Genomic DNA, 21,782 nt, shown 5'->3' with positions numbered 1-21,782 from the left:
GTCACCGAGGGGGTCGAGCCATGGGGCGCGGCCGGGCCAAGGCCAAGCAGACAAAGGTCGCCCGCCAGCTGAAGTACAACAGCGGTGGGACTGATCTGTCACGTCTGGCCAGTGAACTGGGCGCATCGACTTCGAGCCAGCCGCCGAACGGCGAGCCGTTCGAGGACGATGAGAACGACGACGACGATCTCTATTCTCGCTACGCCGACCTCTATGAGGACGACGACGAGGACGAGGACGAGGGTCCCTCACAGCACCGTCGCGGCGCTTGACCCAGTACTAGCACCCGCCCGGTCGGTGGCACTGCCACCGACCGGGTTCTGTGCTACCTGCGGGTTCAGCGCCCGGCGCCTCAGACCGCGTACGTACCGACCAGCTCGGCGCCGGTCTCCCGGTCACCGCGGTCGGTGATCTCGCCGGCCACCCATGCGTCGACACCACGGTCGGCCAGCGTCGCCAGGGCCACCTCGGCGGACTCCTCGGGGACGATCGCCATCATGCCGACGCCCATGTTGAGGGTCTTCTCCAGCTCCAGGCGCTCGACGTTCCCGGTGCTGCCGACCAGCTCGAAGATCGCGCCGGGGGTCCAGGTGGCGCGGTCGACCACGGCGTGCAGGCCGTCCGGGATCACCCGGGCCAGGTTGGCCGCGAGGCCGCCGCCCGTGATGTGCGAGAACGCGTGCACGTCGGTGGTGCGGGTCAGCGCCAGGCAGTCCAGCGAGTAGATCTTGGTGGGCTCCAGCAGCTCCTCGCCGAGGGTGCGGCCCAGCTCGGCCACCTCCGACTCCAGGGCCAGGCCCGCGGTGTTCAGCAGGACGTGGCGGACCAGGGAGTACCCGTTCGAGTGAAGCCCGGAGGACGCCATGGCGATCACGGCGTCACCCTTGCGGATACGATCCGCGCCGAGCAGCCGGTCGGCCTCCACGACGCCCGTGCCGGCGCCGGCGACGTCGAAGTCGTCCTCGCCGAGCAGGCCCGGGTGCTCGGCCGTCTCGCCGCCCACCAGCGCGCAGCCGGCCAGCACACAGCCCTCGGCGATGCCCTTGACGATGGCGGCGACCCGCTCGGGGTGGACCTTGCCGACGCAGATGTAGTCGGTCATGAACAGCGGCTCGGCACCGCACACCACGATGTCGTCCATGACCATGGCGACCAGGTCGTGGCCGATGGTGTCGTAGACGCCCATGCGGCGCGCGACATCGACCTTGGTGCCGACGCCGTCCGTGGCGGAGGCGAGCAGCGGGCGCTCGTAGCGCTTGAGGGCGGAGGCGTCGAAGAGTCCGGCGAAGCCGCCGAGGCCGCCCAGGACCTCGGGGCGCTGGGTCTTCTTCACCCACTCCTTCATCAGCTCGACGGCGCGGTCGCCCGCCTCGATGTCGACTCCGGCAGCCGCGTAGGAAGCACCGGTGGAACGGCTCTCAGACATTGCCTGGGATCTTTCGGGTTGGTTTCTACGGGGCTTACGGGCGACGGATCGCGTCGGCCGCGGCCGTGGCGGCGGGACCGGCCGCCAGCTCGGTCTCCAGCAGCTGCTTGCCGAGCAGCTCCGGGTCCGGCAGCTCCATCGGGTACTCGCCGTCGAAGCAGGCGCGGCACAGGTTCGGCTTGGCGATGGTGGTCGCCTCGATCATGCCGTCGATGGAGATGTAAGAGAGGGAGTCGGCGCCGAGGCTGGTGCCGATCTCCTCGATCGACATGCCGTTGGCGATCAGCTCGGCGCGGGTGGCGAAGTCGATGCCGAAGAAGCAGGGCCACTTCACGGGCGGCGAGGAGATCCGGATGTGGACCTCGGCCGCGCCCGCCTCGCGGAGCATGCGGACCAGGGCCCGCTGGGTGTTGCCGCGCACGATCGAGTCGTCCACGACGACCAGGCGCTTGCCCTTGATGACTTCCTTCAGCGGGTTCAGCTTCAGGCGGATGCCCAGCTGGCGGATGGTCTGCGAGGGCTGGATGAACGTACGGCCCACATAGGCGTTCTTCACCAGGCCGCTGCCGAAGGGGATGCCGGAGGCCTCGGCGTAGCCGATGGCGGCCGGGGTGCCCGACTCCGGCGTCGCTATGACCAGATCGGCGTCGACCGGGGCTTCCTTGGCGAGCCGGCGGCCCATCTCCACGCGGGAGAGGTACACGTTCCGGCCGGCGATGTCGGTGTCCGGGCGGGCCAGGTACACGTACTCGAAGACACAGCCCTTGGGCTTCGCTTCCGCGAATCGGGAGCTGCGCAGGCCGTTCTCGTCGATGGCGACGAACTCGCCCGGCTCGATCTCGCGCACGAAGCTCGCGCCGCAGATGTCGAGGGCGGCGGACTCGGAGGCGACCACCCAGCCGCGCTCCAGGCGGCCGAGGACCAGCGGGCGGATGCCCTGCGGGTCGCGGCCGGCGTAGAGGGTGTGCTCGTCCATGAAGACGAGGGAGAAGGCGCCCCGCACCTTCGGGAGGACCGTGTGGGCGGCCTCCTCGATGGTCAGCGGCTTGCCGTCCTCGTCGACCTGGGCGGCCAGCAGGGCCGTCAGCAGGTCGGTGTCGTTGGTGGCCGCGACGCGGGTGGAGCGGCTGTTGTTGTCGTTCGGGAGTTCGGCGACCATCTCGGCGAGCTGCGCCGTGTTGACCAGGTTGCCATTGTGGCCGAGCGCGATCGAGCCGTGCGCGGTGGCGCGGAACGTCGGCTGGGCGTTCTCCCACACGGAGGCGCCGGTGGTCGAGTAGCGGGCGTGTCCGACCGCGATGTGACCCTGGAGCGAACCGAGCGAGGTTTCGTCGAAGACCTGGGAGACCAGGCCCATGTCCTTGAAGACGAGGATCTGGGAGCCGTTGCTGACCGCGATTCCCGCGGATTCCTGACCCCGGTGCTGGAGGGCGTAGAGCCCGAAGTACGTGAGCTTTGCGACCTCTTCACCAGGAGCCCAGACACCGAAGACGCCGCAAGCGTCCTGGGGGCCTTTTTCGCCGGGAAGCAGATCGTGATTGAGTCGACCGTCACCACGTGGCACGGCACCGAGTGTAGGCGAGGTCGACCACTGGTCCGAATTGGGGATGGGCGGTCCCGACGAGGCCACCGATCGCGATCACCTTGGTGGTTTCTGCGTTTCCGCAGGTCAGCCAGATTTCATGGACGCAGGGGCGGTCGCCTCACCGCCGGCGGGGGCCGCTCTCCGGGTTGTTCGCCGGGTACGTGAGTGAGGTGTCGCACATCATTCGGAGGCGCCACGGGTGAGGTTCACGCGCTCGCCGTGACTCGTGGTGAGCGTGAGCCCCCCGTGTTCGCTCGTACCGGTGAGCGTCTGGCCGCCGAGCGCCCGGGCGAGGAGCCGCTCGAACGCCATCCGAGCGCTGTCGCAGGCCATCTTGGTCGTGCGCAGGGCGCCGAAGGTGATCCGGTCGCCGTTCACGGTGGCCGTTGCACTGAAGGTGTTGCAGCCGAGGTTGCCCGCCGCCCCGCCGTCGGGGTCGATGCGCAGGCGGGCGACGGCGGGGGCGCTGTGGGTGGTGCCGTCGGCGGTGACGCTCACGACGCGCCACTCGACGCCGGTCACCGGTTCACCGGAGGTCACCGCACCACTCTCCGCCATCTCGTTGCCGCAGGCCACCGTGAGCGGGACGAGCAGGGACGCCACCGCCAGGGTCATGTGCTGCTTGTGCCGGTTCATACGGATTCGACGGCGAACCGGTGCCGCCGGTTCCGTCACGACATCAGCGGCAGCAGCGGACCGAGGTCCGCCCGCTCCCCACTGGCGCTCACCCTGGCCTCGGCCAGGGCGTCCTTCCAGGCCAGCCGCCCGGTGGCGAGCCGCAGCCAGGTCAGCGGGTCGGTCTCGACCACGTTGGGCGGGGTGCCACGGGTGTGCCGGGGGCCCTCCACGCACTGCACGACGGCGTACGGCGGCACCCGCACCTCCGTGGAGCCGCCGGGCGCCTTCACGGCGAGGGCGTCGGCGAGCAGCCGGGTGGCGGCGGCCAGGGCCTGGCGATCGTAGGGCACCTCAAGTCCCGGGACCGCGGCGTTGAGGTCGTCGGTGTGGACGACGAGTTCGACGGTACGGGTGACCAGGTAGTCGTCCAGGGGCATCGCGCCCGCCCCGGTGTCCAGCAGCCGGCCGCCGGAGTGCTCGGCGAGCAGGGCGCGCAGGCCGGTGCCGACGTCGGCGAGGTAGGTGTCGAGATCGGGGTGGGCCCCGGCGAGTTCACCGGCGAGAGCGGCGATGGCACCGGCGCGCCGGACGGTGGAGAACGCCCACTCGGCCGGGGTGACCTCCTGCCGGGGCGGGGCCGGCAGCTCCAGGGCGCGCCGCACGGCGGTGAGCGCCATGCCGAAGTGGGCGGCCAGGTCCCGCACGGTCCAGTCGCCGAGCCGGGTGGGCAGCGCGAACTGCTCGCCGGTGAGCCCGCGCACGGCTTCCCGTACGTGGTCGAACTGGGCGAGGACCGCGGCTCGGGTCCTGGCGGGGTCGTAACTGCGCGCGCGCTTCTTGGCCGGTGGCATGACGGCGAGCCTAGGGCCTGCCGTTCGGATCATGTCGCGTGGCGCGGGGCCTGATCCAAACGACAGGCCCCAGCCCCGCCCGCGCGTTCCCCCGGGCCTCTCGGCACGTGCGCCGACTCGCCCTCACGGGAGCCGCCTTGGCCCCCGGCGACGGCGAGGGGCCCGCCCGGGAGTTCCGGGCGGGCCCCTGAGCCGTACGGACCGCTACGCGAGCAGGGCCGGGATGGTCCCCTCGTGCGCCTCGCGCAGTTCCGCGAGCGAGAGGGTGAACTCACCCTGCAGCTCCACCGAGTCGCCGTCCACGACACCGACGCGGGTGACCGGGAGGCCGCGCGCACCGCACATGTCGTTGAAGCGGAGCTCCTCGGAGCGCGGCACGGCGACGATCGCGCGCCCCGCCGACTCGGAGAAGAGGAAGGTGAAGGCGTCCAGACCGTCCGGGACGACCAGCCGCGCGCCCTTGCCGCCGAGCAGCGCGGACTCCACGACCGCCTGGATCAGGCCGCCGTCGGACAGGTCGTGCGCGGAGTCGATCATGCCGTCGCGGGAGGCGGAGATCAGGATCTCGCCGAGCAGCCGCTCACGCTCCAGGTCGACCTTCGGGGGCAGGCCGCCCAGATGGTCGTGGATCACCTGGGACCAGGCCGAGCCGCCGAACTCCTCGCGGGTGTCGCCGAGGAGGTAGAGCAGCTGGCCCTCCTCCTGGAAGGCGACCGGGGTGCGGCGGGCCACGTCGTCGATCACGCCGAGGACCGCGACGACCGGGGTCGGGTGGATCGCCGCCTCGCCCGTCTGGTTGTAGAGCGAGACGTTGCCGCCGGTCACCGGGGTGCCGAGCTGGAGGCAGCCGTCCGCCAGACCGCGCACGGCCTCCGCGAACTGCCACATCACCGCCGGGTCCTCCGGCGAGCCGAAGTTCAGGCAGTCGGAGACCGCGAGGGGCTTCGCACCCGTGGTGGCGACGTTGCGGTACGCCTCGGCCAGTGCCAGCTGCGCGCCCGTGTACGGGTCCAGCTTGGCGTAGCGGCCGTTGCCGTCGGTCGCGATCGCGACCCCGAGCCCGGTCTCCTCGTCCACGCGGATCATGCCGGAGTCCTCCGGCTGCGCGAGGACGGTGTTGCCCTGCACGAAGTGGTCGTACTGCGACGTGATCCACTTCTTGGAGGCCTGGTTCGGGGAGGCCACCAGCCGGCGGACCTGGTCCCGCAGCTCCTGCGAAGTGGCCGGGCGCGGCAGCTTGTTCGCGTCGTCGGCCTGGAGCGCGTCCTGCCACTCGGGGCGCGCGTACGGACGCTCGTAGACCGGGCCCTCGTGGGCCACCGTGCGCGGGTTGACGTCGACGATCTTCCCGCCGTGCCAGAAGATCTCGAGGCGGTCGCCGTCCGTCACCTCACCGATGACCGTGGCGATGACGTCCCACTTGGCGCAGATCTCCAGGAAGCGGTCGACCTTCTCCGGCTCGACCACGGCGCACATGCGCTCCTGCGACTCGCTCATGAGGATCTCCTCGGGCGAGAGCGTCGAGTCGCGCAGGGGTACGTCGTCCAGCGTCACGCGCATGCCGCCGGAGCCGTTCGAGGCCAGCTCGCTGGTCGCGCAGGACAGGCCTGCCGCGCCCAGGTCCTGGATGCCGACGACCAGCTTCTCCTTGAAGGCCTCCAGGGTGCACTCGATGAGGAGCTTCTCCTGGAAGGGGTCGCCGACCTGGACGGCGGGACGCTTCGAGGGCTTGGCGTCGTCGAAGGTCTCGGAGGCCAGGATCGAGGCGCCGCCGATGCCGTCGCCGCCGGTCCGGGCGCCGTACAGGATGACCTTGTTGCCGGCGCCCGAGGCCTTGGCGAGGTGGATGTCCTCGTGCCGCATCACGCCGATGGCACCGGCGTTGACCAGCGGGTTGCCCTGGTAGCAGGAGTCGAAGACGACCTCGCCGCCGATGTTGGGCAGGCCCAGGCAGTTGCCGTAGCCGCCGATGCCGGCGACGACGCCCGGCAGGACGCGCTTGGTGTCGGGGTGGTCGGCCGCGCCGAAGCGCAGCGGGTCCACGACCGCGACCGGGCGGGCGCCCATCGCGATGATGTCGCGGACGATGCCGCCGACGCCCGTGGCCGCGCCCTGGTAGGGCTCGACGTAGGAGGGGTGGTTGTGCGACTCGACCTTGAAGGTGACCGCGTAGCCCTGGCCGACGTCCACCACACCGGCGTTCTCGCCGATGCCGACGAGCATGGCGTCCGACTGGGGCGCCTTCTCGCCGAACTGGCGCAGGTGCACCTTGGAGGACTTGTACGAGCAGTGCTCGGACCACATGACCGAGTACATGGCGAGCTCGGCGCCGGTCGGGCGGCGGCCGAGGATCTCCACCACCCGCTCGTACTCGTCCTTCTTCAGGCCGAGTTCGGCCCAGGGCAGCTCGACGTCGGGGGTCGCGGCCGCGTGCTCGACCGTGTCCAGAGGCGTCCGGCTCATGCGCCCACCAGCTTCTTGAGGATCGAGGTGAAGAACGGGAGCCCGTCGGTACGGCCGGTACCGATCAGCGGCTCGACGGCGTGCTCGGGGTGCGGCATGAGGCCGACGACGTTCCCGGCCTCGTTGGTGATGCCGGCGATGTCCCGCAGCGAGCCGTTGGGATTGAAGTCGAGGTAACGGAAGACCACGCGGCCCTCCGCCTCCAGCTTGTCGAGCGTGTACTCGTCGGCGACGTACCGGCCGTCCATGTTCTTCAGCGGGATGTGGATCTCCTGGCCCTGGCGGTAGTCGCCGGTCCAGGAGGTCTCCGCGTTCTCCACCCGCAGCTTCTGGTCGCGGCAGATGAAGTGGAGGTGGTCGTTGCCGAGCATCCCGCCCGGGAGGAGGTGGGCCTCGGTGAGGACCTGGAAACCGTTGCAGATACCGAGGACGGGAAGGCCGGCCTTCGCCTGCTCGATCACGGACTCCATCACCGGCGAGAACCGGGAGATGGCACCGGCGCGGAGATAGTCGCCGTAGGAGAATCCGCCGGGAAGTACCACGGCGTCGACCTGCTTGAGGTCCTTGTCCTTGTGCCACAGGGCGACGGGTTCGGCACCCGCGAGGCGGATCGCGCGCTGCGTGTCCCGGTCGTCGAGGCTCCCCGGGAAAGTGACGACGCCAATACGAGCGGTCACTTCGAGGCCTCCGCGACTTCCGCCGCCTCTTCCACCTTGACGGTGAAGTCCTCGATCACGGTGTTGGCGAGGAAGGATTCCGCAAGATCGTGGATGCGGGCGAGCGCGGCCTCGTCAACCGGCCCGTCAACTTCCAGTTCGAAACGCTTTCCCTGACGTACGTCCGAGATCCCCTCGAAACCCAGGCGCGGCAGCGCACGCTGGACCGCCTGGCCCTGGGGGTCGAGGATCTCCGGCTTGAGCATGACGTCGACTACGACGCGTGCCACTGGCACTCCCGGTGTGTGGTGCTGAGCAGGTTCCTTCAGACTACCCGCACGAAATTTCTACGCGGGTAGAGTTGTAGGAAACTACGTGAGGCGCATCACGATCGGGTGTCGGAGCCCTGCCGTCGTGAAAAGTTCTGGGAAAGTTCGACAGGTCGCCCGATCCGCCTATTGTGCTCGGACACGCGGGCGGATTTAGTCGGGCTTCACTTTGCATTGCCGGGCACTGTACAAATGAATTGGCAATAGCCGATACTCGGCACGTCATCGCCGATGAGCTGTATCGACGTGCCGCACGAAGGGACCGATATTCGTGGCGCAAAAGGTCGTGGTCACTCTCTTTGACGACATCGACGGCTCGGAAGCGGCGGAAACGATCGCCTTCGGACTCGACGGCAAGTCGTACGAGATCGACCTGAACGAAACCAACGCCAAGAAACTGCGCAAGGCACTTGCGCCCTACGTCGAGGCCGGCCGCAAGCGGTCGCGGTCCGGCAAGGCGTACAAGCAGACGGAGGTCGCCCCCGACCCGGCGGCCGTCCGCGCCTGGGCCCAGGCCAACAAGATGGACGTCCCCGCCCGCGGACGCATCCCCAAGAAGGTCTACGAGGCGTTCAGCGCCGCGCAGTGAGGCCCGCGAAGGGGCAGCCCTCAGGGTCCGTCAGCGGACCCTGAGGGCTGTGCACTTGGCCGTACGGAGGGCCGCCGGGGGAACCGACTTGCGCTACCCCCCTGTTGATCAGCTAATGTCTGGGACACACCGAGGGGCGAGGCCGAAGGCCGAATCCCGAGGACCATGCGGGTGTAGTTCAGTAGCAGAACATCCCCCTTCCAGGGGGAAGGCGCAGTGTGCGATTCCTGTCACCCGCTCTGCACCGCCGACACGACCACTGTTGTGGATCAGGTAGGCTGGTGCTCGCACCGATCGGTGGGAGCCGGTCGGGAGCAGTGCGGACGTAGCTCAGTTGGTAGAGCGCAACCTTGCCAAGGTTGAGGTCGCGAGTTCGAGCCTCGTCGTCCGCTCGGGAAAAAGACCCCGGTCCACTGGACCGGGGTCTTTTCGTTGCCGTGATCCGCTCTGACATTTGTCATGCCGGGCGATGACACCACGCACTGCCGGTCCGCCCCCGCCGCGGGAACGCTGAGGGCATGAACATCGACGAGCACGAGCACGTGATCGAGGTCACCGACCTCAGGCGTGTCTACGGGGGCGAGTTCGAGGCCGTCCGCGGCATCACCTTCTCCGTGGCGCGCGGGGAGATCTTCGCCCTGCTGGGCACCAACGGCGCCGGCAAGACCTCCACGGTGGAACTGCTGGAGGGGCTAGCCGCCCCCGCCTCGGGCCGGATCCGGGTCCTCGGCCACGACCCGTTCCACGAGCGGGCCGCCGTACGACCCCGCACCGGCGTGATGCTGCAGGAGGGCGGCTTCCCCTCCGAGCTGACGGTCGCCGAGACCGCCCGCATGTGGGCCGGATGCACCAGCGGGGCGCGGCCGGAGGCGGAGACCCTGGCGCTCGTCGGGCTCTCGGGCAAGCGGGAGGTGCGGGTCAAGCAGCTGTCCGGCGGCGAACGGCGCCGCCTCGACCTCGCGCTCGCCCTGCTCGGCGAGCCCGAGGTGCTGTTCCTCGACGAGCCGACGACCGGGCTCGACGCCGAAGGCCGCCGGGACACCTGGCGGTTGGTGCGCGCACTACGCGACGCGGGCACCACCGTGCTGCTCACCACGCACTACCTGGAGGAGGCCGAGGGCCTCGCCGACCGGCTCGCCATTCTGCACGAGGGCCGCATCGCCGTCGCCGGCACACCGGCCGAGGTCACCGCCGGCCGGCCCTCGCGGATGTCCTTCGAGCTGCCCGCCGGCTACTTCCTCGGCGATCTGCCGCCGCTCGCCGACATCGGCGTCTGCGGGCACGAGACCGAGGGCAGGGTCGTACGGCTGCGCACCACACAGCTGCAGCGCACCGCCACCCGGGTGCTGGCCTGGGCGGAGGCGGCCGGCGTCGAACTGGGCGGCCTCGACCTGCGCTCCGCCTCACTGGAGGAGACGTTCCTGGGGATCGCGCGGGAGCGGGAGGTGGCGGCATGAGCGGCGTGACCCTGGCGGCCTCCGGGCCCGCGCTGCGCCGGCTGCGGGCGCTGGGACAGGCCGAACTCGCCCTGCTCGGCCGCAACCGCGGAGTCGTGGTCACCGCGCTGTTCGTGCCGCTGACCCTGCCCCTGACGGTGCGGCCGGCCCTCGACCAGCTGGATCTCAAGCAGCACGGGCTGACCGTCGCCACCACGCTGCTGACGGGTGCGGTCGGCTTCTCGTTCCTCTTCGCGGTGTACTCGTCCCTGGTGAACGTCTACGTCGCCCGCCGCGAGGAACTCGTCCTCAAGCGGCTGCGCACCGGCGAACTCTCCGACCCGGAGATCCTCGTCGGCACCGCCCTGCCCGCGGCCGGCATCGGACTCGCGCAGGCGCTGCTGCTCTGCGCCGGGTGCGCGACCCTGCTGCACACCGGGGCGCCCAGGGCACCGTACCTGCTCCTGCCCGGACTGGCCGCCGGACTCGTGGTCAGCGCGGCCCTCGCCGCGCTCACCGCCTCCTTCACCAGGACCGTGGAGAGCAGTCAGGTCACCACGCTGCCGCTGATGTTCGTGTCGATGATCGGCTCCGGGATCACGTTCCCGGTCGAGATCCTGCCCGGCAGACTGGCGGACCTCTGCCAACTGCTCCCGCTGTCCCCGGCGATCCGGCTCTTCCGCGGGGGCTGGACGGGGCGGCTGAGCGGGTACGACACCCTCGTCGCCCTCGCGACCGCCCTGGCCTGGGCGATCGTGGCGGTGTTTGCTGTACGGCGGCGGTTCCGGTGGGAGCCGCGGCGGTGAGAGGGCGGGACATGACCCGGGGGACACGAGGATGAGCGGGCCGAGCGGCTGGTGGCGGGGCAAGACCACGCCGGCGAAGGTGGAGACGTACACGCGGTGGTCGTTCCACTTCTTCGCGCTCGTGGAGATCACCGCGATCGGGCTCCCCGCCCTCGGGCAGGTGTCGACCTGGCTCGCCTGCTGGCTGATCGCCCTGGTCACCGTGCACGCGGTGGTGTGCGGGGTCACCGCCTCCCGGGCCCTGGACTGGACCCTCGGCCGGCGCGCCCAGCCGGTGCGGGTCCTGTGGGTGCTCGGCGCCCTCACCTTCGCGCTCGCGGTGGCCGCGCTCGCGCTGCACCAGTACGGCCCGACCGGCAGGGGCGCGGGGAGCGCCGCCGGCACGGTCTTCGGCGGCATCCTCTCCTTCGGCGGGGGCACTCTGACCCTCGGTGTGCGCAACCGGCTGCGCATGTTCGCCGTCGTCGCCGGCTTCGCGTGCGGGGCCGGGCTGGTCTCCTTCCCGCTCGGGGTGCCCGGGCCGCTCGCCCTGGCCGGCGCGGTCCTGGTGTTCCTGGGCGCCGGATTCCTCGCCTTCACGGGTCTCTTCTCCGTGTGGCTGCTCAACGCCGTCTACGAGCTCGACGAGGCGCGTGAGACCCGGGCCCGGCTCGCCGTCGCCGAGGAACGGCTGCGGTTCGGCCGGGATCTGCACGACGTGCTGGGGCGGAACCTGTCCGTGATCTCCCTCAAGAGCGAGCTGGCGGTGCAACTGGCCCGGCGCGGGCGGCCGGAGGCCGTGGACCAGATGATCGAGGTGCAGCGCATCGCGCAGGAGTCCCAGCGCGAGGTGCGGGCCGTCGTACGCGGCTACCGCGAGGCCGATCTCGGGGCCGAACTCACCGGCGCCCAGGGGGTGCTGGCGGCGGCCGGCATCGCGTGCGAGGTCCGCGCGGAGGCCGCCGGGCTGCCCGGGCAGGTGCAGTCCGCGCTCGGCTGGGTGGTGCGGGAGGCGACCACCAACGTGCTGCGGCACGGGGACGCGGGCCGGTGCGAGGTGGGGCTGTGGATGCGAGAGGGGTATGTGGTGCTGACGGTGGAGAACGACGGCGCCGTGGCACCGGGAGGTCCCGGTGGCTCGGGGCTCGCCGGGCTGCGGGAACGGCTCGCCGCGGTGGGCGGGACGCTGGAGGCGGGACTGGTGGACGGCGGCACGGACCGCTTCCGGGTGGTGGCCCAGGTGCCCCTGACGACGGTGGGAGGAGTCACCCCGTGAACGCTCCGGTACGGCTGCTGCTCGCCGACGACGAACATCTGATCCGCGGCGCCCTGACCGCGCTGCTCTCCCTGGAGGACGACCTCCTCGTGGTCGCCGAGGCGGCCAGCGGGCCCGAGGCACTGGCCATGGCACGCGCCCACGAACCCGACGTGGCCGTGCTGGACCTCCAGATGCCCGGCGCGGACGGTGTGAAGGTCGCCACATCCCTGCGCGCCGAACTGCCCGGCTGCCGGGTCCTGATCGTCACCGGGCACGGGCGCCCCGGGCACCTGAAGCGGGCGCTCGCGGCCGGTGTGCGCGGGTTCGTCCCGAAGACCGTCAGCGCCCAGCGGCTCGCCGAGATCATCCGGACCGTGCACGCCGGGAACCGGTACGTCGACCCGGAGTTGGCCGCCGACGCGATCTCCGCCGGGGACTCCCCGCTGACCGCGCGGGAGGCCGAGGTGCTGGAGCTGGCCGCCGACGGGGCGCCGGTCGCGGAGATCGCCGAGCGGGCCGCGCTGTCCCAGGGGACCGTGCGGAACTACCTCTCCTCGGCCGTCACGAAACTCGGCGCCGAGAACCGTCATGCGGCAGTGCGTCTCGCACGGGAGCGAGGTTGGGTATAGTTGCTCTCGCGCCACGGCGCAATGCGGACGTAGCTCAGTTGGTAGAGCGCAACCTTGCCAAGGTTGAGGTCGCGAGTTCGAGCCTCGTCGTCCGCTCCATGAAGAAGGCCCCCGGTCACCGGGGGCCTTCTCGCGTTGCCCCCGGCGGCCGCCGGGGGCTCGCACGTCAGTGCCAGGCGAGGCCCGTCAGCCGCTCGTACGCCTCCACGTACTTCTGCCGGGTCGCCTGGACGACCTCCTCGGGCAGCGGCGGCGGGGGCTGCTCGCTCCTGCGGTCCCAGCCGGACTCCGCGGAGGTCAGCCAGTCACGCACGAACTGCTTGTCGTACGACGGCTGCGCGCGGCCCGGCTGCCACCGGTCGGCCGGCCAGAAGCGGGAGGAGTCCGGGGTGAGCACCTCGTCGGCGAGGACGAGGTCGTCCCCGTCGAAGCCGAACTCGAACTTGGTGTCGGCCAGGATGATCCCCCGGTCGCGGGCGATGTCCCGGGCCCGGGAGTACACGGCGAGCGTGGCCTGGCGCAGCTGGGCGGCCGTCTCGGCGCCGACCTGCCGGGCGATCTCCTCGTAGGGGACGTTCTCGTCGTGCTCGCCGACCTCGGCCTTGGTGGCCGGGGTGAAGATCGGGGCGGGCAGCTCGGAGCCGTTGACGAGGCCTTCGGGGAGGGCGAGGCCGCAGACCGTCCGGGACTCCTCGTACTCCAGCAACCCGGAGCCGGTGAGGTAGCCGCGGGCCACGCACTCGACCGGGACCATCTTCAGCGACTTGCACACGAGCGTCCGGCCCGCCCAGTCGGCGGGGGCGCCCTCGGGCAGCTCGGTGCCGATCACGTGGTTGGGGGCCAGGTCGCGCAGCTGGTCGAACCACCACAGGGAGAGCTGGGTGAGGACGCGGCCCTTGTCGGGGATCTCGGTGGGCAGCACCCAGTCGTAGGCGGACATGCGGTCGCTGGCGACCATCACGAGGTCACCCGCCTCGTTCTGGTACAGCTCGCGCACCTTTCCGGTGTGCAGGTGCACCAGGCCCGGAACCTGGATCGGTTCGGGCTTTTCTACGAATCCGGACACGGTTCCTCCCCGTGGTTCTGTCCAAGTGCCTCGATTCTCCCTTATGCGGGTGATCGGTTTCGGCCAGGGGGTCCGCCGCGGTCCGCCGGCGGTCAGTCGCGTTTGCAGATGCGGTCCAGCAGGTTCGCCGTGGCGCGCTGGATGCGGGGGTCGACGTGACCGGGGCGGTCCAGGGCCGGGGACCAGGCGAAGGTGCCGGAGGCGAACACCCAGGCGCCGGACGGGGCCCGGTACAGGGAGGTCTCCTGGTGGCGCTGGGCGCCGTCGCCGTCGGTGTAGGGGGAGTGGGCGAGCAGGACGCGCTCCTCGTGCTCGGGCAGCGGGGTGCGCGGGAAGTACCGGTCGGCCTCGCCCGCGACCATGCCCTCGATCTCGTCGCCCTCGTGCGCGCCGGTCGCCTCCCACAGCCAGTGGCCGGCGTTGCGGACGATCAGCGGGTGCGGCTCGGGTACGCGGCCCGCGTACTGGATGCCGACCAGCTGCTGCTCGGGCCGGTCGATCTCCCGCCACAGCACCGGCCTGCCGGGGCCCTTGCGCTTGCGGCAGGTCAGCAGCCGGTCCGGGACGGCGGACGGGGAGGGACCCAGGTCCACCTGCCAGTACATGGTGTTGGCGGACAGGAAGACCAGCGAGGTGCCGCGGTCGCGGGCCCGCTCGACCGTGCGGCGCATCGGCACGGACCAGTACTCGTCGTGGCCGGGGAAGACCAGGCCCCGGTAGCGCGCCGGGTCCACGCGGCCGGCGTGCAGATCGCGGGCGTCGGCGTAGGCGATGTCGTATCCGTAGCGCTCGGCCCAGCGGATGAAGTCGTAGGCGTGCCCCACGTGGAGCGGGAGGCCCGCGCCCGCGTAGGGGCGGTCGAAGGACACCGTGGTCGCCGCGTCCGCCTCGCCGAGCAGCCGGCCCCGCTCGTCCCACGCGTGGTAGAGGCTGGCGCCGGTGCGGCCGTCCTCCGGGTACAGGTTGTACGCCTGCCAGGTGATGTCGGGCAGCAGCAGGAGCAGATCGGCGGGGCGGTCGTCGCGGACCGTGAACGGCACGTGGGAGCGGTAGCCGTCGGCGGTGGTCAGGACGGCCACGTAGGCCCCGATGTTCCAGGTGGCGGGGACCTGCAGGCGCCAGGACAGCCACCAGTGGTGGCAGGAGACGGTGCGGTCGGCGGTCAGCGGCGGGGGCTGGACGATGCCGGAGAGCCGCGGACTCGTGGTGATCTTGGCGGCGCCGTCCCCGGCGTAGTGGCCGATCCGGTAGATGTCGACGCCGAACTCCTGCGGCGGGTCGACCGTGATGTGGAAGTCGATCGCCGCGCCGGGCGCGACCGCGCCGGTGGCGGTGAAACCTTTGATCTGCCGGTGCACGTCGTCGGCCGAGCGGGGGCCGCCGGAGGAGGAGCGCGGCGCGGGGACGCGCGCGGCTCCCGTGGTGTGCTGCTGGGTGCCCGCGTCGAGGTACCAGGGCACGACGTGACCGGTGTCGTCGAAGTAGGTCTCACTGCCGCGCAGCCAGGGAACCGGGCCCTGACCGAAGGGGTCCGTGACGGCGTGCGCGAGTGCTCCGGACTCCCAGCGGCGGATGTGGTCCGAGGCCATGATCGCTCCCCTCCCTCGATACCCCCGTGCAGTCCTGTCTCGGTGGTGCTCGCTGTGCTCTTGCGCTCGTGGCTCGTGGCGGCGCTCGACCGTGCTGTCGTATGTCGCACGCCTTTGCCAGGTGCTTGGTCGCTCCCAGCACATCACATAACGCACGGGCTCGGTCACTACTCGTTGCGAATTGACCTGAAGTGGAAGACGCTACTCCCGTTAAACGAGCCGAACCGGCTTCTCCGGGCGTATGCCCGACGCGGCCAGCCAGTCACGCAGCGGGCCCGGGTCCCCTTCCTCGATCAGGCTCAGCACCTTGGGCGTCAGATCGGCCGCCCTCTCACCGTGCAGCAGCAGGGACGGGCCGTCCAGCCAGTCGAGGGCGGGGACCGCTCCCGCGGTGTCCACGGCCGAGCAGCACACCATGGCCGTGACGTGGTCGGCCAGCAGTTCGCGGGCGGTGCGCGGGGGCTGCAGGGGGAGCAGCGGAAGCCCGCCGTCGTCCCACAGGGCGCTCTGCGGGCTCTGCCCCGCCGCGGTGGCGCCCCTGGGCGCGGCGGCCTCCTCCCGGGCCAGTTGCGCGCTCAGCCCCGCGGCGAGGGCGGCGCTGCGCTCCGTGCCGGGCTCGGTGTCGTCGTCCTCGTCCCCGTCCTCGCAGACGGGCGCGGCCCGGTGCGGCGAGGAGCCGGCGGGCTCGGCGAGGTGGTCCAGGACACGGGCCAGGGTGGGGCCGCCGGAGGGGGCCCCGGGGTTCGGCCCCGGGCGGACGCCGAGGGCGTCGAGGACGCGGTGGAGACGGGCCGCGTTCGCCCGCCAGGTGCGGTCCACGACCTCCTCCGGATACGACCCCCAGTCCACCGGAGCCCAGTCGGGGCCGCATTCGGCGGGGCCGCCGTGGAAGAGACGGGCGGCGAGCAGGGAAGCGGCCTCGTCCACCGCGCCGGGCTCCTCCAGCAGGTCGCAGGCGGGGCGCTCGCCAAGGCGCGAGGCGAAGCCCTCGGCGAGCCGGTCGCGCCGGGACAGTTCGGTGAGGGCGGCCACCACCCCCGCGTCCAGCCGGGAGGGCCACCGGCCCATGCGCCAGGCGGGCAGGGCGACCCTGGTCAGCAGCCGGTCCCAGCCGGCGTAGGCGAGGCCGACCTGCTCCTGGGCGACGATCCGCAGGCCGTAGTCCACCGCCTGTGCGCGCTCGGCCGCCGCCGCGGCGACCCCGCGCTCCATCTGCGCCGCGTGCTCCCGGCAGCCGCGCAGCAGCAGCCGGGCCACCCAGCCGAGGGCCGCGCACACCCCACGGGTCAGCCGGCAGCGGCCGGGGGTGGCGGCGACCGCCACCGTCGCGTCGAGACCGCGGACGAAGCGGCGGGCCGCGGCTATGTCCGGGTGCGCGGAGGGGCCCGTACCGGCGATGACCGGGGCGAGGACCGCGCGCAGCTCGCCGACCCGCATCCACCACAGGAAGGGGGAGCCGATGACGAGGACCGGCGCGACGGGGGCGCGGCGCTGGGCGCGGGGGCCGGGACCCTCCAACTCGTCCGGCGCTGGGCGCGGGGGCGGGCCGTGGGCCGAGTGGGTGCGGTCCTCCAGCCAGCTGTCGCAGTCCGGGGTGAGCGCTATCGCCGAGGGTGCCGGCACGTCCAGGCGGTCGGCGAGGTCGCGGACCATCCGGTACAGGTCCGGGGCGGACTCCTCCGCGACGGACACCGTGGGACTCATGGCGGGGCGGGCCCGGGCGACGACCAGGGCGACCCCGGCGGCGGCCAGCAGCACCAGCACGGCGAGCACGCCCACCGCCCAGCGCGCGGCGTCCCAGCCGGGGCCGACGAGATGGCCGGTGGAACCTCCGGCCAGCAGGATCACCGCGACGCCCGCGGGCAGCACGGCCACGGCCAGCGCCCGGCCCCGGACCCGCAACACCCCGAGGGCCCGGGAGCGCGCGGCCTGCGCGCCCGCTTCCACTCCGATTCCGGTCACGTGCCGACCTCACCCCCTCCCTGCCGATGGCGTGCTGTCCTGGTGCTGCTCACTCCCCCACTGTGGCACCCGCCACTGACAACGCAATGCCGGTGGGCCAAGTGCCGGAACGCTTGCGCGGCACCCTAGTTGGGGCCTCGGCCCGCGTCAGCCGGATGGACGATCGCTCACCCGATGGAATGGCTTTGGTCAGAGCTGGGTGACAGAAAGCAAAGATCAGGCCCCGGATGGGCATCCGGGGCCTGGGCGGTGTGCGGGCAGGTCAGAGGCCTTCGGCCGCCTTCGCCGCGATGTCCGTGCGGTGCTGCGAACCGTCCAGCCGGATCCGGTCCACGGCCCGGTACGCCCGCTCGCGCGCCTCGGTCAGGTCCGCGCCGGTGGCCGTGACGGACAGCACGCGTCCGCCCGCACTGACGACCGCGTCGCCGTCGCGCCGGGTCCCGGCGTGCAGCACGTAGGCGTGCGGGGCGTCCTCGGCGGCGATCTCGTCCAGACCGGTGATCGGGTCGCCGGTGCGCGGGGTGCCGGGGTAGTTGTGCGAGGCGACGACGACGGTGACGGCCGCGTCCTCGCTCCAGCGCAGGGGCGGGAGGTCCGCGAGGTTGCCGGTGGCGGCGGCCATCAGCAGGCCGGCCAGCGGAGTCCTGAGGCGGGCCAGCACGACCTGGGTCTCGGGGTCGCCGAAGCGGGCGTTGAACTCGATGACCCGCACCCCGCGGCCGGTGATCGCCAGGCCGGCGTAGAGCAGGCCGGAGAACGGGGTGCCGCGGCGCCGCAGCTCGTCCACCGTCGGCTGCAGCACGGTCTGCAGCACCTCGTCGACCAGCTTGGGGTCGGCCCAGGGCAGCGGCGAGTAGGCGCCCATGCCACCGGTGTTCGGGCCCTCGTCGCCGTCCAGGGCGCGCTTGAAGTCCTGCGCGGGCACCAGCGGGACGACGGTCTCGCCGTCGGTGACGGCGAACAGGGACACCTCGGGTCCGTCGAGGAACTCCTCGATCACCACGCTCTCGCAGGCCGCCGCGTGCGCCTTGGCGGCCTCCAGGTCGGCGGTGACGACGACGCCCTTGCCGGCGGCGAGTCCGTCGTCCTTGACGACGTAGGGGGCACCGAAGGCGTCGAGGGCCTCGGCGGCCTCCTCGGCGGTGGTGCAGACGTACGACCGGGCGGTCGGCACCCCGGCCGCGGCCATGACGTCCTTGGCGAAGGCCTTGGACCCCTCCAGCTGGGCGGCCTGGCCGGACGGGCCGAACACCGGGATGCCCGCGGCGCGGACGGCGTCGGCCACCCCCGCGACCAGCGGGGCCTCCGGGCCGACGACGACCAGCTCGGCACCGAGGCCGGTGGCCAGCGCGGCCACCGCCGTGCCGTCGAGCGCGTCGACCGGGTGCAGCTCGGCCACCTCGGCGATGCCGGCGTTGCCGGGGGCGCAGTGCAGCGCGGTGACGTCGGGATCGAGGGACAGGGAGCGGCACAGGGCGTGTTCGCGGGCGCCGCTGCCGATGACGAGGACCTTCACGGGGTCAGCCTACTGGCAAGGTCGCCGAAGACCCGGGCCCGGGGAAGCTGTGCGTTCCTACCAACGACGCCGGCGAGCGCTTCTCACGGGGCCCACCGCAGGGGTCTGCCGACCGCTCGCGCCGTTCGCTGTTCACCGCTCGGCTCGCTCGCCTGGCCGCCGCTCGGCCTGCTCGCCGCTCGGTCTGCTCGACTCGGCCTACGCCGTTCAGGCCGCTCGCCCGCTCAACGTTCGGCTCATTCGCCGCTCGCCCGCTCGCCATTCGGCCCATGCACCGCTCACCCGCTCGACATTCGGCCTGTTCGCCGCTTGACCCACTCGCCTGCCCGCTCGGCCTGCTCGACTCGACCTATTCGCCGTTCGGCCCGCTCGCCCGCTCAACGTTCGGCTCATTCGCCGCTCGCCCGCTCGCCATTCGGCCCATGCACCGCTCACCCGCTCGACATTCGGCCTGTTCGCCGCTTGACCCACTCGCCTGCCCGCTCGGCCTGCTCGACTCGACCTATTCGCCGTTCGGCCCGCTCGCCCGCTCGACATTCGGCCTACCCGCCGCCCGGCCCGCGAGCCCGCTCGGCCGATTCGCCACTCGGCCGCTCGCCGTTCGGCCCGCTCGGCTGCCCGCTCGGCCCACTCGCCGCTAGGCCTACCCGCCGCCAGCCCTAGTCCCGCTCGGCTTGCCCGCGCGCCGCTCGCTTACTCGTTCGAGAACTCTTCCACCACGGTCGCCCCCAGTTCCCGCACGATCAGTTCGTGGCCGGACAGGGCCGACTCGTCCAGGTCGGGGTCGTCGTCCTCGGGGATGTCGTCCTCGGGGGCGACGGGGGGCGGCTCGGGGGCCGACGGGCGCTGGGGCGCCGGGGCGGCCGAGGCTGACGCGGGACCGCCGTGTGCCGGGGCGGGCGCCTGCGGGGCAGGCTGGGGGGACGCGGGACGCGGTGCCGAAGGGGCGCCGTAGCCACCGCCTCCCGCGGGCGCGCCGCCCCCGCCGCCGTAGCCGGACGAGCCGCCCGCCGGGGGCGCGGCGGTGCCGCCGGACGGGTCGATGACCGCCTCGATCTTCCACTGCACGTTGAACTGCTCGGCGAGCGCGGCCCGCAGCACGTCCTCGCTGCCGCTGCCGGAGAAGTTGTCGCGGGCACCGGCGTTGACGAAGCCGAGCTGGAGGGTGGTGCCGTCGAAGCCGGTCACCTGGGCGTTCTGGCTGAGCAGGATCCAGGTGAAGCGGCGGCGGTTCTTGACGGCCTCCAGGATGTTCGGCCAGAGCATGCGGGGGTCGAGCCCGCCGGCGGGGGCGGCCGCGGGCGGCTGCGGTGCCGAGAGGGCGGCCGATGCGGAGGCCGCCGGGGACGGCTGCGGGGCGGCCGGGGGCCGGGCGGGGGCCTGGCCCTGCTGCCCGCCTCCCGCCGCGGCGGCCGTCGGCCAGCCACCGGGTCGCCGGCCGCTTCCGACGGCGGCGGCGGTCGGCCACGCGCCGGGAGCACCGGGAGCGGCGGGGGTCTGGGGGCCGGGGGCCGGGGCCGCGGCAGGCGCGGGAGCCTCCGCGGCGGGCGCCGGGGTCTGGGCGGCGGGAGCGGGAGCCGCCGCTGCCGGGGCGACCGGGGCAGGGGCGGGCGCCGTAGCGGGGGCGCTCGGAGCCGTGGGCGCCGGGGCGGCCGGAGCCGGGCCACCGGGCCCGGGGCCGGCCGGTCCGCCGGACGCGCGTACGGCCGCGCGGGCCGCCGCGGGACCGCCGCCGGGGGTCACGGGCGCGCCGGCCGCCGTGCCCGCGCCGCCGTGGGCCTCGGGACCGGGGACGTAACCCATGGCGGGCGCGCCGCCGCCCCCGGAGAAGCCGACGCCCCGTTCGAGGCGGTCGAGGCGGGCCATGACGGAGCGCGCGTCGCCGTAGGCGGCCGGGAGCAGCACGCGGGCGCAGATGAGTTCCAGCTGGAGGCGGGGCGAGTTGGCGCCGCGCATCTCGGTCAGGCCCTCGTTGACCAGGTCGGCCGCGCGGCTCAGCTCGGCCGCGCCGAAGGTGGAGGCCTGGGCCTGCATCCGCTCCAGGACATCGGCCGGGGCGTCGAACAGGCCCTTGTCGACGGCGTCCGGCACGGCCGCGAGGATCACCAGGTCCCGCAGCCGCTCCAGCAGGTCGGCGACGAAGCGGCGGGGGTCGTTGCCGCCCTCGATGACACGGTCGACCACCTCGAAGGCGGCCGCGCCGTCACCGGTGGCGAAGGCCTCGACCACGGAGTCGAGGAGCGAGCCGTCGGTGTAGCCGAGGAGGGACGTGGCCATGGCATACGTCACACCCTCCGCTCCGGCGCCGGCGAGCAGCTGGTCCATGACGGACATGGAGTCACGCACGGAACCCGCGCCCGCGCGCACGACGAGGGGCAGGACGCCCTCCGCGACGGGGATGTCCTCCCGCCCGCAGACCTCTCCGAGGTACTCCCGCAGGGTGCCGGGCGGCACCAGCCGGAAGGGGTAGTGGTGGGTCCGGGACCGGATGGTCCCGATGACCTTCTCGGGCTCGGTCGTCGCGAAGATGAACTTGAGGTGCTCCGGCGGCTCCTCGACGACCTTCAGCAGCGCGTTGAAACCGGCCGACGTGACCATGTGGGCCTCGTCGATGATGTAGATCTTGTACCGGCTGCCCGCGGGGCCGAAGAAGGCCTTCTCGCGCAGCTCACGGGCGTCGTCCACACCACCGTGGGATGCGGCGTCGATCTCGATGACGTCGATCGAGCCCGGCCCGTTGCGCGCCAGGTCGCGGCAGGACTGGCACTCGCCGCACGGGGTCGGGGTGGGACCCTGCTCACAGTTGAGGCAGCGGGCGAGGATGCGTGCGCTGGTCGTCTTGCCGCAGCCACGCGGACCGCTGAACAGGTACGCGTGATTGACCCGGTTGTTCCGCAGCGCCTGCTGCAGCGGGTCGGTGACATGCTCCTGCCCGATGACCTCGGAAAAGGTCTCCGGGCGATAGCGGCGGTACAGCGCGAGAGACGACACGCTTACGAGGTTATAGGCGCCCACCGACAACCG

At 72.4% G+C, this 21,782-nt stretch carries 18 protein-coding genes and 3 tRNA genes; 9 read left to right on the top strand and 12 right to left on the bottom strand.

What is annotated here, in order from left to right; all coding sequences use genetic code 11:
• The first annotated feature begins 20 nt into the window (after positions 1-20).
• Complete coding sequence (locus tag ACZ7FF_RS11275; protein ID WP_470811369.1) at positions 21-272, top strand: DUF3073 domain-containing protein; 252 nt, start codon at positions 21-23, stop codon at positions 270-272.
• 80 nt (positions 273-352) lie between these two features.
• Here ACZ7FF_RS11275 and purM read toward each other — a convergent pair whose 3' ends face one another.
• The 7 genes from purM to purS form a co-directional block, all read right to left on the bottom strand.
• Positions 353-1,426, bottom strand: coding sequence for a phosphoribosylformylglycinamidine cyclo-ligase (gene purM / locus ACZ7FF_RS11270; protein WP_470811368.1), 1,074 nt, complete (start codon positions 1,424-1,426; stop codon positions 353-355).
• A 34-nt stretch (positions 1,427-1,460) separates the two neighbouring features.
• Positions 1,461-2,990, bottom strand: coding sequence for an amidophosphoribosyltransferase (gene purF / locus ACZ7FF_RS11265; RefSeq protein WP_470811366.1), 1,530 nt, complete (start codon positions 2,988-2,990; stop codon positions 1,461-1,463).
• A 201-nt stretch (positions 2,991-3,191) separates the two neighbouring features.
• The gene (locus ACZ7FF_RS11260; RefSeq protein ID WP_470811364.1) at positions 3,192-3,647 is read right to left on the bottom strand and encodes an META domain-containing protein; all 456 of its coding nucleotides are present in this window, start codon (positions 3,645-3,647) and stop codon (positions 3,192-3,194) included.
• Between the two features lie 35 nt (positions 3,648-3,682).
• Entirely contained in the window at positions 3,683-4,480 is a 798-nt protein-coding gene (locus ACZ7FF_RS11255) for a maleylpyruvate isomerase family mycothiol-dependent enzyme (protein ID WP_470811362.1), read from the bottom strand.
• Between the two features lie 204 nt (positions 4,481-4,684).
• The gene (gene purL, locus ACZ7FF_RS11250) at positions 4,685-6,943 is read right to left on the bottom strand and encodes a phosphoribosylformylglycinamidine synthase subunit PurL (protein WP_470811360.1); all 2,259 of its coding nucleotides are present in this window, start codon (positions 6,941-6,943) and stop codon (positions 4,685-4,687) included.
• Positions 6,940-7,620, bottom strand: coding sequence for a phosphoribosylformylglycinamidine synthase subunit PurQ (gene purQ, locus ACZ7FF_RS11245; protein WP_470811359.1), 681 nt, complete (start codon positions 7,618-7,620; stop codon positions 6,940-6,942). The genes purL and purQ overlap by 4 nt, the downstream gene beginning before the upstream one ends.
• Positions 7,617-7,889: a phosphoribosylformylglycinamidine synthase subunit PurS gene (gene purS / locus ACZ7FF_RS11240; protein WP_470811357.1), complete on the bottom strand. Its 273-nt coding sequence runs from the start codon at positions 7,887-7,889 to the stop codon at positions 7,617-7,619. Before purS ends, purQ begins: the two co-directional genes overlap by 4 nt.
• 310 nt (positions 7,890-8,199) lie before the next feature.
• On the opposite strand from purS, the gene ACZ7FF_RS11235 reads away from it, so the two are divergent.
• The 8 genes from ACZ7FF_RS11235 to ACZ7FF_RS11200 all read left to right on the top strand — a co-directional run bounded on the left by ACZ7FF_RS11235 (position 8,200) and on the right by ACZ7FF_RS11200 (position 12,724).
• The gene (locus ACZ7FF_RS11235) at positions 8,200-8,517 is read left to right on the top strand and encodes a histone-like nucleoid-structuring protein Lsr2 (protein WP_031164632.1); all 318 of its coding nucleotides are present in this window, start codon (positions 8,200-8,202) and stop codon (positions 8,515-8,517) included.
• Between the two features lie 167 nt (positions 8,518-8,684).
• A tRNA-Gly gene (locus ACZ7FF_RS11230) sits at positions 8,685-8,756 on the top strand.
• 80 nt (positions 8,757-8,836) lie between these two features.
• A tRNA-Gly gene (locus tag ACZ7FF_RS11225) sits at positions 8,837-8,909 on the top strand.
• A 126-nt stretch (positions 8,910-9,035) separates the two neighbouring features.
• Positions 9,036-9,974 carry an ABC transporter ATP-binding protein gene (locus ACZ7FF_RS11220; protein ID WP_470811355.1) on the top strand — a complete coding sequence of 313 codons (939 nt, stop codon included), beginning with the start codon at positions 9,036-9,038 and terminating at the stop codon, positions 9,972-9,974.
• Entirely contained in the window at positions 9,971-10,759 is a 789-nt protein-coding gene (locus ACZ7FF_RS11215) for an ABC transporter permease (RefSeq protein ID WP_470811353.1), read from the top strand. Before ACZ7FF_RS11220 ends, ACZ7FF_RS11215 begins: the two co-directional genes overlap by 4 nt.
• 31 nt (positions 10,760-10,790) lie before the next feature.
• Positions 10,791-12,014, top strand: a complete 1,224-nt coding sequence (locus ACZ7FF_RS11210; protein ID WP_470811351.1) for a sensor histidine kinase — start codon at positions 10,791-10,793, stop codon at positions 12,012-12,014.
• Positions 12,011-12,625: a response regulator gene (locus ACZ7FF_RS11205; RefSeq protein WP_470811349.1), complete on the top strand. Its 615-nt coding sequence runs from the start codon at positions 12,011-12,013 to the stop codon at positions 12,623-12,625. The genes ACZ7FF_RS11210 and ACZ7FF_RS11205 overlap by 4 nt, the downstream gene beginning before the upstream one ends.
• Positions 12,626-12,648: 23 nt before the next feature.
• A tRNA-Gly gene (locus tag ACZ7FF_RS11200) sits at positions 12,649-12,724 on the top strand.
• A gap of 67 nt (positions 12,725-12,791) precedes the next feature.
• Here the strand turns inward: ACZ7FF_RS11200 and ACZ7FF_RS11195 are convergent.
• The 5 genes from ACZ7FF_RS11195 to ACZ7FF_RS11175 form a co-directional block, all read right to left on the bottom strand.
• The gene (locus ACZ7FF_RS11195; RefSeq protein ID WP_470811347.1) at positions 12,792-13,691 is read right to left on the bottom strand and encodes a phosphoribosylaminoimidazolesuccinocarboxamide synthase; all 900 of its coding nucleotides are present in this window, start codon (positions 13,689-13,691) and stop codon (positions 12,792-12,794) included.
• A gap of 92 nt (positions 13,692-13,783) precedes the next feature.
• Positions 13,784-15,280: a N,N-dimethylformamidase beta subunit family domain-containing protein gene (locus tag ACZ7FF_RS11190; protein WP_470811345.1), complete on the bottom strand. Its 1,497-nt coding sequence runs from the start codon at positions 15,278-15,280 to the stop codon at positions 13,784-13,786.
• A gap of 210 nt (positions 15,281-15,490) precedes the next feature.
• Positions 15,491-17,242, bottom strand: coding sequence for a M48 family metalloprotease (locus tag ACZ7FF_RS11185; protein ID WP_470811343.1), 1,752 nt, complete (start codon positions 17,240-17,242; stop codon positions 15,491-15,493).
• A gap of 262 nt (positions 17,243-17,504) precedes the next feature.
• Positions 17,505-18,758 (bottom strand): phosphoribosylamine--glycine ligase, encoded by a 1,254-nt coding sequence (purD, locus tag ACZ7FF_RS11180; RefSeq protein ID WP_470811341.1) that lies wholly within the window; start codon positions 18,756-18,758, stop codon positions 17,505-17,507.
• A 693-nt stretch (positions 18,759-19,451) separates the two neighbouring features.
• Positions 19,452-21,749, bottom strand: a complete 2,298-nt coding sequence (locus ACZ7FF_RS11175; protein WP_470811339.1) for a DNA polymerase III subunit gamma and tau — start codon at positions 21,747-21,749, stop codon at positions 19,452-19,454.
• Between the last annotated feature and the right edge of the window lie 33 nt (positions 21,750-21,782).

Source organism: Streptomyces sp. NPDC037126 (assembly GCF_055605965.1).
Note: the sequence above shows the minus strand (reverse complement) of the source record. Positions and strands in the feature narration are given on the sequence as shown.

Excerpts from the sequence above, each read along its gene's own strand:
- ACZ7FF_RS11220 (WP_470811355.1), top strand. The coding sequence starts at position 9,036 with ATGAACATCGACGAGCACGAGCACGTGATCGAGGTCACCGACCTCAGG.
- purL (WP_470811360.1), bottom strand. The coding sequence starts at position 6,943 with ATGAGCCGGACGCCTCTGGACACGGTCGAGCACGCGGCCGCGACCCCC.
- ACZ7FF_RS11255 (WP_470811362.1), bottom strand. The coding sequence starts at position 4,480 with ATGCCACCGGCCAAGAAGCGCGCGCGCAGTTACGACCCCGCCAGGACC.
- ACZ7FF_RS11215 (WP_470811353.1), top strand. The coding sequence starts at position 9,971 with ATGAGCGGCGTGACCCTGGCGGCCTCCGGGCCCGCGCTGCGCCGGCTG.
- ACZ7FF_RS11190 (WP_470811345.1), bottom strand. The coding sequence starts at position 15,280 with ATGGCCTCGGACCACATCCGCCGCTGGGAGTCCGGAGCACTCGCGCAC.
- ACZ7FF_RS11260 (WP_470811364.1), bottom strand. The coding sequence starts at position 3,647 with ATGAACCGGCACAAGCAGCACATGACCCTGGCGGTGGCGTCCCTGCTC.
- ACZ7FF_RS11210 (WP_470811351.1), top strand. The coding sequence starts at position 10,791 with ATGAGCGGGCCGAGCGGCTGGTGGCGGGGCAAGACCACGCCGGCGAAG.
- ACZ7FF_RS11275 (WP_470811369.1), top strand. The coding sequence starts at position 21 with ATGGGGCGCGGCCGGGCCAAGGCCAAGCAGACAAAGGTCGCCCGCCAG.
- purM (WP_470811368.1), bottom strand. The coding sequence starts at position 1,426 with ATGTCTGAGAGCCGTTCCACCGGTGCTTCCTACGCGGCTGCCGGAGTC.